The organism is uncultured Actinomyces sp. (genome assembly GCF_963526355.1).
Lineage (GTDB): Bacteria > Actinomycetota > Actinomycetes > Actinomycetales > Actinomycetaceae > Actinomyces.
In genome coordinates, this window is record NZ_CAUROW010000064.1 from 1 (window position 1) to 11,077 (window position 11,077).

12 protein-coding genes and 1 pseudogene are annotated in these 11,077 nt (G+C 64.7%); 12 read left to right on the forward strand and 1 reads right to left on the reverse strand.

Annotated features, from left to right (window positions below; all coding sequences use genetic code 11):
• The 10 genes from RWR81_RS10445 to pyk all read left to right on the forward strand — a co-directional run.
• On the forward strand, window positions 1-782 hold a 782-nt coding region (locus RWR81_RS10445), incomplete at its 5' end, for a proteasome accessory factor PafA2 family protein (RefSeq protein WP_314457533.1).
• A 45-nt stretch (window positions 783-827) separates the two neighbouring features.
• Window positions 828-2,378 carry a hypothetical protein gene (locus RWR81_RS10450; RefSeq protein WP_314457535.1) on the forward strand — a complete coding sequence of 517 codons (1,551 nt, stop codon included), beginning with the start codon at window positions 828-830 and terminating at the stop codon, window positions 2,376-2,378.
• The gene (gene hisF, locus RWR81_RS10455; RefSeq protein ID WP_314457537.1) at window positions 2,375-3,145 is read left to right on the forward strand and encodes an imidazole glycerol phosphate synthase subunit HisF; all 771 of its coding nucleotides are present in this window, start codon (window positions 2,375-2,377) and stop codon (window positions 3,143-3,145) included. The genes RWR81_RS10450 and hisF overlap by 4 nt, the downstream gene beginning before the upstream one ends.
• A 95-nt stretch (window positions 3,146-3,240) precedes the next feature.
• A complete protein-coding gene (locus RWR81_RS10460; RefSeq protein ID WP_314457538.1) occupies window positions 3,241-3,666 on the forward strand; it encodes a DUF4190 domain-containing protein in 426 nt (141 codons plus the stop codon).
• A gap of 183 nt (window positions 3,667-3,849) precedes the next feature.
• A complete protein-coding gene (locus RWR81_RS10465) occupies window positions 3,850-4,350 on the forward strand; it encodes a DUF4190 domain-containing protein (RefSeq protein WP_314457540.1) in 501 nt (166 codons plus the stop codon).
• A gap of 92 nt (window positions 4,351-4,442) precedes the next feature.
• Window positions 4,443-4,832 carry a DUF2752 domain-containing protein gene (locus RWR81_RS10470; protein ID WP_314457553.1) on the forward strand — a complete coding sequence of 130 codons (390 nt, stop codon included), beginning with the start codon at window positions 4,443-4,445 and terminating at the stop codon, window positions 4,830-4,832.
• Between the two features lie 35 nt (window positions 4,833-4,867).
• Window positions 4,868-5,230, forward strand: a complete 363-nt coding sequence (gene hisI / locus RWR81_RS10475; protein WP_314457542.1) for a phosphoribosyl-AMP cyclohydrolase — start codon at window positions 4,868-4,870, stop codon at window positions 5,228-5,230.
• 112 nt (window positions 5,231-5,342) lie between these two features.
• A complete protein-coding gene (locus RWR81_RS10480) occupies window positions 5,343-6,167 on the forward strand; it encodes an indole-3-glycerol phosphate synthase TrpC (protein ID WP_314457544.1) in 825 nt (274 codons plus the stop codon).
• A 27-nt stretch (window positions 6,168-6,194) separates the two neighbouring features.
• Window positions 6,195-7,163, forward strand: a complete 969-nt coding sequence (gene lgt, locus RWR81_RS10485) for a prolipoprotein diacylglyceryl transferase (protein WP_314457546.1) — start codon at window positions 6,195-6,197, stop codon at window positions 7,161-7,163.
• A 133-nt stretch (window positions 7,164-7,296) separates the two neighbouring features.
• Window positions 7,297-8,727, forward strand: coding sequence for a pyruvate kinase (gene pyk / locus RWR81_RS10490; RefSeq protein WP_314457548.1), 1,431 nt, complete (start codon window positions 7,297-7,299; stop codon window positions 8,725-8,727).
• A 130-nt stretch (window positions 8,728-8,857) separates the two neighbouring features.
• Here pyk and RWR81_RS10495 read toward each other — a convergent pair whose 3' ends face one another.
• A complete protein-coding gene (locus tag RWR81_RS10495) occupies window positions 8,858-9,235 on the reverse strand; it encodes a cytidine deaminase (RefSeq protein WP_314457550.1) in 378 nt (125 codons plus the stop codon).
• 69 nt (window positions 9,236-9,304) lie between these two features.
• Here RWR81_RS10495 and RWR81_RS10500 point away from each other — a divergent pair, with 69 nt between their 5' ends.
• Window positions 9,305-9,757, forward strand: coding sequence for a DNA-binding protein (locus tag RWR81_RS10500; protein ID WP_314457551.1), 453 nt, complete (start codon window positions 9,305-9,307; stop codon window positions 9,755-9,757).
• A 498-nt stretch (window positions 9,758-10,255) separates the two neighbouring features.
• Window positions 10,256-11,077, forward strand: a pseudogene (locus RWR81_RS10505) (IS110 family transposase); the annotation flags it as partial.

The window sequence follows — 11,077 nt, forward strand, 5'->3', positions numbered from 1 at the left end:
TGCACGTCATCGTCGGGGACTCCAATATCGCCCAGGGATCCACCCTGCTCAAGGTGGCGGCCATGGACCTGCTCCTGGACTACCTGGAAAGTGGCGGGGACCTGAGTGATCTTGCCCTGGCCGATCCCATGCGGGCCATCCGGGACACCTGCCGCGACCTGAGCGGAGGAGCGCTGCTGGAACGCGCTGACGGTCGCACCATCACGCCATTGGAGATGCAGGGCGAGCACCTTGAGCGGCTGCGAGGCCACATCGCAGGCGGGGTCGAGGTGACCGACCTTCACACCGTGGCGCTGGAACTGTGGGAGCGGGGGCTGGAGGCAGTCCGCCTCCAGGAGCCCGAGCGCGTGGCCACGGAGCTGGACTGGGCGGCCAAGTACCAGCTGGTGACCCGCTACTGTCAGCGGCGAGGTACCGACCTGACAGATCCGCGAGTGACCAGGTTGACTCTGGCCTATCATGATGTCTCACCCGAGCAGGGGCTGCGACAACGCCTGGAGACTACGGGCATGTTGCGCCGTTTCGTCGACGACGAGGCCTGCCGGCGTGCAACGGGCACTCCGCCTGCTACAACGCGCGCGCACCTGCGTGGTGCGGTCGTGGCCAGGGCCGAGGACCTGCGTCGCGACGTGACTGTCGACTGGATGGGCATTCGGCTCGACGACGGTGCCTCTGAGGCTGTTACCCTAAAGGATCCCTTCTGCGCTGTGGACGAGCGTATCGACGCGCTCCTGGAGACTATGGAGCACTCGGCGGCAACCGACTTTCCGGCTGGGGTCTGAGACATCGTTCACGGCACCGATAGGGAGACCGACGGAAGACGCGACATGAGCACTACCTCCACACCAGATGCTGGTACCAGCACGCCTTTGACTCGCCGCCAGCGCCGGGATCTTGAACGCGCTCAGGAGATCGCCCAGCAGGCTCAACAGGATGCGCGAGTCGGGGCCGCACCTGGGGCGGCAGCTGCCGTATCGGCGGCCTCTGCGGGGCGCACCGTTGAGTACGCAGCGCGTACTGAGCACCTGCCGGCGCTTCAGCGGTCCTCAGCCGAGGGGCACCAGGCGCCGCGCTGGCCCGCATCAGATCCGTCGACCGTCGAACCTGCGGCTGTATGGCGAGCGGCCACCGCCTCGTCTCCGGCCCCCCACATCGTCACCTCGCCGCAGGAGGAGCCACGGCTCCGACACCCCACAGGGGACGATGCCGTGACAGCCCTCGGACTGGACGCCGGCGGCGACCTCGAGAGCGCGAGTGATGGCACGGCTGAGGCGATGGATGATGCGGCGGACGGTGCGGTTGATGACGTGGAGGTGCCGAGGCCTCGGCGCACGCTGGGAGGGCCGCTCGGCCGGATGCCCCGGGGACCCTTGGCCGTCGCCCTGATCGGTGTCGTCGTTCTGGCCATGATCCTCGTGCCCCTGGCCGTCAACAAGCTCATGGCCGGTAGGAACGGATCCGGCGCGAGCACAGTGGGGCAGTCGACTGTGCAGGACGGGAACGCTCCGCTGGACCAGGTGCTGAAGGTCAGCGGGCGAGTCGGTTCAGGCTCGGCCCCCTCAGTCACTCTGACCAACGAGGCCTCGCTGTCGGTACCCCACTCAGTTATCACCGACGTCGTCGTTACTGGCGAGGGGCGTGTGGTTGCTGACGGTTCGCCGGTCATCCTGCAGGTCTCCCGGTTCTCCGGCCTGGATGCGCGTAATACCACCGGGAAGGCCAACGGCTACAACCTGTGGAAGGGGACCCTGGGAGCCTCCGAGGTGGGCTCGGAGGTCGATGCGGCTGTCTCAGGACAGCATGAGGGGAGCCGCGTCGTCCTGCGTGCACCCACTGAGGAGAAGGACGGCACAAGGACGGCTGAGATCACGGTCGTCGACATTCTTCCCACGACCGCCACCGGTGAGGCGCAGGACCCCGGGGGCGGTGCGCCTGCCGTCGCCGAGGGGCCCGACGGTTCCGTCACAGTGAGCAGTGCAGGCCTGCCGACTCCCACCCGAGCGGCAACGGCAGTCCTTATCAAGGGCACTGGGCCTCAGGTCGGTCCCCAGGACAAGCTCATCGCCCGTAGCACGATGGTCAGCTGGGTCACCGGTCAGGAGCTCGACGAGTCCTCCTACGGTCACCAGAAGCTGCCCAAGCTGCTCGACATGAGTAACGCACTGGTGGGCGTCTCCCAGAACCTGGTCGACATCCGAAGCGGTTCACGGGTCGTGCTCTCCCTCCCAGCAGAGCAGGCACAGGGCAATGAGCCTGTCATCGTCGTCATCGACATCCTGGCCATCGACCCCTCCTCATCAGATCAGCCTAAAGGTTCGGTGACCGCCGCGCCCCTGCCCTCCTCATCCCCCCAACCTACAAATCAGGACAAGTCATGAGCGTCGCCATCCGCATCATTCCCTGCCTGGATGTCAAAGACGGCCGAGTCGTCAAGGGTGTGAACTTCCAAGGGCTCCAGGACGCCGGCGACCCGGTTGAGCTGGCGGCCCGCTATGACGCCCAGGGTGCCGACGAGATCACCTTCCTCGATGTCTCAGCCTCCCACGAGGGGCGCGCCACCATGCTGGACGTGGTCTCCCGCACAGCCGAGCAGGTGTTCGTGCCCCTGACCGTGGGAGGAGGGGTTCGTTGTGTCGAAGACGTGGACCAGCTTCTGCAGGCGGGTGCGGACAAGATCGGCATCAATACCGCCGCCATCTCTCGTCCTGAGATGCTGGCGGAGATAGCCCGGCATTTCGGCAACCAGGTGGTGGTCCTGTCGGTGGATGCGCGTCGTTGCCCGCCTGGTACCACCACCGCGTCAGGCTATGAGGTCACCACCCACGGAGGACGGATCTCAACGGGGATCGACGCCGTCGCCTGGGCGGCGCGGGGCGCAGAGCTCGGTGCCGGGGAGATCCTGCTGAACTCCATGGATGCCGACGGTGTCACCGGCGGCTTCGACACCGAGATGATCGACGCTGTGCGCAGGCGGGTCCGAGTCCCTCTCATCGCCTCAGGCGGTGCCGGATGCCCCGAGGACTTCGCCATCGCCGCAGACCATGGCGCCGACGCCGTTCTGGCCGCATCGGTCTTCCACTACGGAGTGATGACTATTGACGAGGCGAAGAACGTGTTACGGGATGCGGGCCATCCAGTACGTTGAATTGTCTCGCCCAGAGAGTCTGTTATGCTGCCGAGACGATCTGCCGGAATCGGCTTCAATGATCGTTTTTATCACAATTATCACGGAGGTGGAATATGAGCGACATGGGCGCCTACCCCAATGGCTCATACAATCAGCAGCCCGGCGGCTACGGCCCCAATGGCGGCCCCTACAACCAGCAGCCCGCTGGCTATGGTCCCGCTGGTTACGGTCCCGGCGGCTACGGTCCCGCTGGTTACGGTCCCGGCGGCTACGGCCCCAGGCCTGATGAGAAGAACTCGCTGGGCGGCTGGGCTCTTGGATTGGGGATCGCCAGTCTGGTCTGTTGCTCGATCTTCACCGGTATCCCTGCGATTATCCTGGGGGTCCTGGGGATGCAGGCGGCGAACGAGGGGCGTGCCACCAACAAGGGGATGTCCATCGCCGGCATCGTAATGGGGGCGCTCTCGATCGTGTTCCTGATCATCTACTACGCTACCGGCATGCATGAGAGGTTCCTGGAGAGTTGGCAGGTGTCGTAAGGTCTCTTGGAAGTATTGCGCTCGCTCCGTCGTGCAGTTCGTGAGGATTCTCTGTGCGGTGGGGAATCGTGTGGGTGAGGTCGATGGGGTGTTCTCCCCGTGAGGGTGAGATATCGCCTCCTGTGTCTCGATACGTGTGTTCATGTAGTCTGCGTATCGTAATCTGACGTGCTCGGAGGAACGATGAGTGACGTGAGTCCTTACCAGAGCGATCCCTATCTGTCGGCGGGCGCTGACGCTCAGGCTTATCCTCCTGCTCAAGATGGGTACTACGGGGCCGGATATCCTGGCGCTCAGCCGGACCCGTACCCGGTGGCTCCCGGTAATCAGATGATTCCGTATCAGGCTCCGCCCCAGTATCACTACCCCGCGGCTCCCCATGGACCATATGGGCAGGGCATGTACTGGGCTGGCTTCTACGATCCGCGTCGTACTGAGGCGAATGCACTGGGCGGGTGGGCACTCGGGCTCGGTATTGCAAGCATGTTTTTCGGTTGTTATCTTGGTTCTATTTTCGGCATTCCCGCCATTATTGTGGGTGTCAAAGGAATGCGTGCTGCTGATGAGGGGCGTGCCACGAACAAAGGGCTTTCGATCGCCGGGACAGTGCTGGCGAGCGTGGCGACTGCGGTGAACTTAATCTTTATCGCGTTAGTATTTCTGACGCACCTCAATTCATTATAGATTCGGAGGCTACTAGCTGAAATATGGCTAAGACTAGGTATTGCGGTGATCGTCGCGCCGGACTCGGCGGTCGGATCGGCCTGGGAGCCCTCATGGTCTTATCCGCTGTCCCCGGCGGCCTTGTCGTTCTGCGGGCCCTGACTCTGCCTCGAGGCGCCCCAGGGCTGCCCGACCTCTGTCCGCTTCACCGTTTCACCGGGTTGTGGTGCCCCCTGTGCGGTGGTACCAGGGCGACGCGCGAGCTTTTCCACGGTGATCTGCGCAATGCGCTCGGCTACAACCCGTTCGCCCTCGTCGTGGAGGTGTTGGTAGTCCTCCTGGTGGTGCGCTGGCTGCTTGCCTCCGTTCAAGGTCGGCGCCGGCAGTTCATCTCTGGCCGGGAGGCGATGCTTCTCGGCTCTGCATGCGCGGTGTTCGCCGTGGTGCGCAATCTGCCCGGCATGTGGGTCTACCTCGGGCCGCTGCTCGGACCTCCGGGATGAGGGGATTGTACGTGGATAATGTGGATAATTCCGTTGTGACTCTCGACCCGACAATCTCCTCACGGCTCAAGCGAAACGTCGACGGCCTGGTGTGCGCCGTCGTCCAGCAGTACGACTCGCGTGAGGTCCTCATGGTGGGCTGGATGGATGATGAGGCGCTCCGGCGCACCCTGAGCGAGGGGCGTGTGACCTTCTGGTCGCGTTCACGCGAAGAGTACTGGCGCAAGGGGGACACCTCCGGGCATGCGCAGTACGTCAAGACTGTCCATCTGGACTGCGATGGGGACGCCTTGCTGATCGAGGTCGATCAGGTGGGAGCCGCCTGTCACACCGGTGAGCGCACTTGCTTCCTCACCGGAGGCGACCTTGGGGCGCAGCCGGGTGAGCGTCCCAGGTGACTCCCACGGTGAACGCTCTTCAGCGATTTGCAACAGATGGCCTCGGCCCGTCACGATGGTGTGGACAGGTGTCCTTCAGGAGTGCCCGTAGGTGACATCGAGGAGGTGTGTGATGACCTCGTTCGAGGCGAAGGTGGCCGACGCCAGGGCGGCCGCGGACCGTCGCGCCGCGCGTGTCCCTCTGACTCGTCTGCGGGAGATCTCGCGCCATGCTCCTGGTGCCATCAGCGCCATGTCCAGTCTGCGTGCCGATGATCGAGCGGTGACGGTCGTCGCGGAGGTCAAGCGCTCCACCGCCACCTTCGCCGATCTCAGCGGTGTCGGAGACCCCGGGGGGCTGGCCTGCTTCTACGCCGCCGGAGGGGCCGCCTGCGTGTCGGTGGTGACCGGTCCGAGCGCAACGCGAGGTTCCCTCAAGGACCTGGATGCCGTCAGGGCCGCGGTGGACCTTCCCATCCTTGCCAATGACCTTGTGGTCACCCCCTATCAGGTTCACGAGGCCCGGGCGCACGGGGCCGACCTGCTCATGCTCGATGCGCGTCTTGAGGCTCTGGTACTCGAAGGGCTCGTCGAGAGGGTCCACTCCCTGGGGATGAGCGCGGTCGTCGAGGCCCGTACCCGGCGTGAGGCGCTGACAGCGGTCGACGCCGGCGCACGCATCGTCGCAATCGACACACGTGACCCCGAGACCCTGGCCGTCGACTGCAGCCTGTTCGACCAGGTCACTGATGTTCTGCCCACTCGGGTCGTGCGCATCGCCGCCGGGGGAGTGAGAGGTCCCCATGACGTCATGAGCTTTGCTCGCTGCGGCGCCGACGTCGTCCTCGTCGGCGAGGCGATCATACGTTCCACCGATCCCCAGCAGTTCGTTGCCGAGTTGGTTGCCGCCGGTGCCCATCCGGCCCTGATCCCCTCCGCTCACCGAGAGGTCCTCTGAGTGCCTGTCACGATGTTCTCCGCCATAATGCCAGCGACTTCAGCAGTGTCGGCCGGTCTGCCGAGCCCTTCAACAGGGGTCTGGCACATCGGTCCCATCCCGATACGGGCCTATGCCTTGTGCATCCTCACCGGCGTCTTCGTGGCCACATGGTGGGCGGACCGCCGCTACCGGGCCAGAGGAGGTCTGCCGGAGATCATCCTGGACGTCGCCATCGTGGCTGTCCCGGCCGGTATCGTCGGAGCCCGCATTTATCACGTCCTGTCCTCGCCCGAGGCCTACTTCGGTCAGAATGGGGACCTGACCCTCATCCCGCAGGTGTGGTTGGGTGGTCTGGGCATCTGGGGCGGCGTTGCCGGAGGTCTTCTGGCCGCAGCGCTTCTCATGCGCCACCGGGGCCTGCGCATCGCCCCACTGGCCGACGCCATCGCCCCTGCGCTGCTGGTGGCCCAGGCGATCGGCCGTTTGGGCAACTGGTTCAACCAGGAACTCTACGGTGCGCCGACGACGCTGCCCTGGGGATTGCAGATCGACGACGCCCACCTGCCGGCCGGCTCCAGCTACCCGCCCGGAACCCTGTTCCACCCGACATTCCTCTACGAGGCCCTGTGGAACCTCGCCGGAGCCGTTCTGCTGGTGTGGATAGGAAGAAGGATGTTGGCCCGCAGTGGAGTCACCGGAGGCAGACTGCTGTGGGTCTACCTCATGGTGTACACCGCCGGCAGGGTGTGGATCGAGATGCTGCGCATCGATGAGGCCGAGACGATTCTCGGTCTAAGACTGAACGTGTGGACGTCCGTCCTCATCTTCCTCGTCGGAGCCATCGGACTCGCCATCACCTCCAAACGACCCCTCAGCGATGCCATCGAGAGCACCGAGAAGGACCACTCGGGAGGCGAGTCATCCGACGTGGCCTCAGAAGACCCTGCTGAGGGGGACTCGCAGACCGAGGAAGGTGCTGTGGCGTCGACCGCCCACCACGAGGCGGACGCGTAGCGGCTCCACGGGTCTCCGGGCGTGCCACTCGGCCCGGGAGAACGCAGGTGAGGTGAGGTGAGGAACGTCGCAACCTGAGGAGTGCCGGGATTCGTCCTCGTGTGCGGGGCCCGACGTCCCGTATCCTGGCCTCATGCGTAGAGCCAAGATCGTATGTACCCTCGGACCCGCCACTGATTCCCCCGAGCAGGTGCAAGCGCTTGTGGACGCAGGCATGAACGTCGCGCGTATCAACCGCTCCCACGGCCGCGCTGAGGACCAGGAGGAGGTCATCGTCCGCATCCGTGAGGCGGCAGCGGCCTCCGGGCGCGCCGTCGCCGTCCTGGTGGATCTCCAGGGGCCCAAGATCCGTCTGGGCCGCTTCGTCGATGACCAGAAGGTGATGCTCAACAAGGGCGACGAGTTCACGATCACGATCGACGACGTACTGGGCACCGTCAAGCGGGCATCCACCACCTTCAAGGGGCTGCCTGGGGACTGCCGCCCCGGCGACCGACTCCTCATTGACGACGGCAATGTCGCGGTGCGCGTAGTGGCCGTCACCGATACCGACGTCGTCACCAAGGTTGAGGTGCCCGGGTACGTCTCCAACAACAAGGGCATCAACCTTCCCGGTGTTGCCGTCTCCGTCCCCGCCCTCAGCGAGAAGGACCGCGATGACCTGCGTTGGGCGCTCAAGATCGGAGCCGATCTCATCGCCCTGTCCTTCGTGCGCGATGCCGACGACATCAAGGACGTTCACGAGATCATGGACGAAGTCGGCGTGCGCATCCCGGTCATCGCCAAGATCGAGAAGCCCCAGGCGGTGGAGAACCTCTTCGACATCGTCTCCACTTTCGACGGCATCATGGTCGCCCGTGGCGATCTCGGTGTGGAGATGCCGCTTGAGGCCGTGCCACTGGTGCAGAAGCGCGCCATCGAGCTGGCCCGTCGCCAGGCCAAGCCGGTCATCGTGGCCACCCAGGTACTGGAGTCCATGATCCAGAACCCGCGTCCCACCCGCGCCGAGGCCTCCGACTGCGCCAATGCGATCCTCGACGGTGCCGACGCCGTCATGCTGTCCGGAGAGACCTCCGTGGGCGCCTACCCGATCGAGGCCGTCCGCACCATGGCCAGCATCATCGAGAACGTCGAGGAGCACGGTGGCGAGCGCATCCCCGGTCTGGGCTCCTACCCGCAGACGCGTGGCGGGGCCCTGACCCGTGCTGCCGCGGAGATGGGTGAGCACCTCGACGTCACCTACCTGGTGACCTTCACCCAGTCCGGTGACACGGCCAGGCGCCTGTCGCGTCTACGCTCCCCGCTGCCTCTACTGGCCTTCACCCCGCTGCATGAGACGCGTAACCAGTTAGCGGTCTCCTGGGGCGTGCAGTCCTACGAGGTCCCCGAGGTTCAGCACACCGATGACATGGTGGCTCAGGTCGACGAGATCCTCCAGGACAAGCACCTGGCGCAGCCGGGCGATACCGTCGTCATCGTGGCGGGAATGCCTCCGGGCACTCCCGGTTCCACCAACTCCATCCGCGTCCACACCGTCGGCGAGACGGTTGACTACAAGGTCTGAGGTCTCCTCGTCCCTGGACGGTGCCTGAGGGGCCTTCCACGACCACGTGGAAGGCCCCTCAAGCGTGTCTCGACACCAGTAGATGACTCGACACGGCATATGGCATGCCGAGGACCCAGCAGTCAGCCGGCTACAGCCACCATTGCGGAGTCAGATCATCAAGGGTCACAGTCTTCCCTGTGGTGTAGTCGATCATCACCTCGACAGCGTGGAGCTGCCCCGGCATCAGCTGTGCCATCAGTTCTCGACATGCTCCGCAGGGAGGGCGGGTACGACCGTCTTGCTCAATCGTCAGAACACGCCGTATCGCATCGTCACCGTCGGTGATCATGGTGAGTATCGCGTTGCGCTCAGCGCAGATTCCCAATGTGCAGGCGGTATCTACACAGACGCCGGTGTAGATCCTTCCAGAGAATGACTCGACTGCCGCCGAGACGCCGCCTGCCTCGATGTATGAGGAAATATTGCGAGGGTACAGAGCCTTCTCGGCAGCCTTGTACAACGCCACCCACGCCGTATGCATATGAAGGGCCCTCCATCCCGCCTGGTCGTGACTGGAGTGGGTTCGGATAAGAGCTTGTTGGTACACCTGGGCAGCATCAATTCGAACAACTGGCTACCCTTGCTCGCCTTCCGCAAACGCCTCATCGCGGGTGAGGTGGCTCCGGAGTCGAGCACGGCTAGCGTAGCGCCTACGAAAGAAGCGAGCGAGTCCACGACGGCCCGCGGCATCCGCAACGTGGCCTGCTGTCCGATCAGCGCAGCGAAGAAGCAGCAGATACTCGATCTGGAGCCCACCGGCATGTCCGCCCGAGCGATCGCTCGGCAGGTCGGCACAACCACTTCCACGGTGAAGGCTGTCTGTCGCAAAGCCAAGCAACCGCCCCGCCGCAAGCGACGCTTCACCGACGACGATCTCCGTCGTGCTCAGCAGCTCCACGCCCAGGGCCGCACCTACATCGAGATCGGCCTGGAGCTTGGCTTCGGGCGGGATACGGTGAGCAAACACCTCAAGGCAAACGAAGGTTGATGGGGTGATCGGGCGGACCTTGCCTGAAGGGTGATAAGTGGGTCTCATATGCTGCTGGATCATCATTCTAGAAACTAAAGTTAGGCGGCACGTAGCTAACCATGTGTAGTTGCGCCATCAACAAATTCTCTTGACGGCTCTGTAATGGTCAGACGATCGTCACGGTGTGGCACAGTGCCTGTTGAAACAGCACCCAAGATCTGCTCAGCGCGCGAGCGGTATGTGCTCACCTTAGAAATACGGTGGTGGGAGAAACGTCGCCCGTTACCTTGTTGGTGGTCCCGGGTGGTCCGGGGCTGGGCCAGCTGCTGTGGGCACGGGTGTCTTGCCCCTGTCCTTAGATGATCCGGGGGGCGAAAGTCACCCACAGCAGCCGGGCGCTGGTGACCGCTGATAAGGGGAACGGCCCGCAGTGTGTGAGGTCTTTCGCAGGCGTGGGTGCGGGGCCTGTCGTCCACCGGCTGGCCCCGCACCCATGCAGCGAGAGGCGACACGAAGATGAATATCGAGGACATCGACGTCTTCATCGGCATCGACGTCGGTAAGGCAGAGCACTGGGCCACGGCCCTGAGCCAGGAAGGGCGGAAGGTCTTTGACAAGGCCCTACCCAACGATGAGGAGCGCCTGCGTGCTCTCTACGAGAAGCTGGGCGATCATGGGAACCTGCTGGTGGTGGTCGATCAGCCCGCCACCATCGGGGCCCTGGCCGTGGCGGTGGCCCAGGACATGGGCATCACCGTGGGCTACCTGCCCGGACTGTCGATGCGCCGCATCGCCGACCTGACGCCGGGCAGCGCCAAGACCGACGCCAAGGACGCTGCCGTCATCGCCCAGGCCGCCAGGACCATGCCCCACACCCTGAGAGCCGTCACTACCTCGGACGAGGACGCCGCAGCGCTGAGCATGCTGACTGGTTTCGACCTGGACCTGGCCCGCCAGGTCAACCAGACCGCCAACCGGATCCGGGGCCTGTACACCCAGATCCACCCAGCCCTCGAGCCGGTGCTGGGGCCCTGGCCGGGCGCACGACGCCATCATGGAGGCCCGTCGCCGCCTGGCCCACCCCAGCCGACCTGAAGAGCGCAGGCAAGGCAAGGATTGACGCCAGGCTCAAGAAGCACGGGTGCAGGCGGCACGCCACCTGGGCCGGCCAGATCGTCTCGGCCCTGGAGCACCAGACCGTGGTGGTCGCCGGCACCAACGCCGCAGCAGTGGTGCTGCCCCACCTGGCCAGGCAGCTCATCGCCCCACGCGCTCAGCGAGCCGATGTCGCCGCCCAGGCCGGCGACCCTGGCGGGTGGCCCACCCTCATGTGCCAGG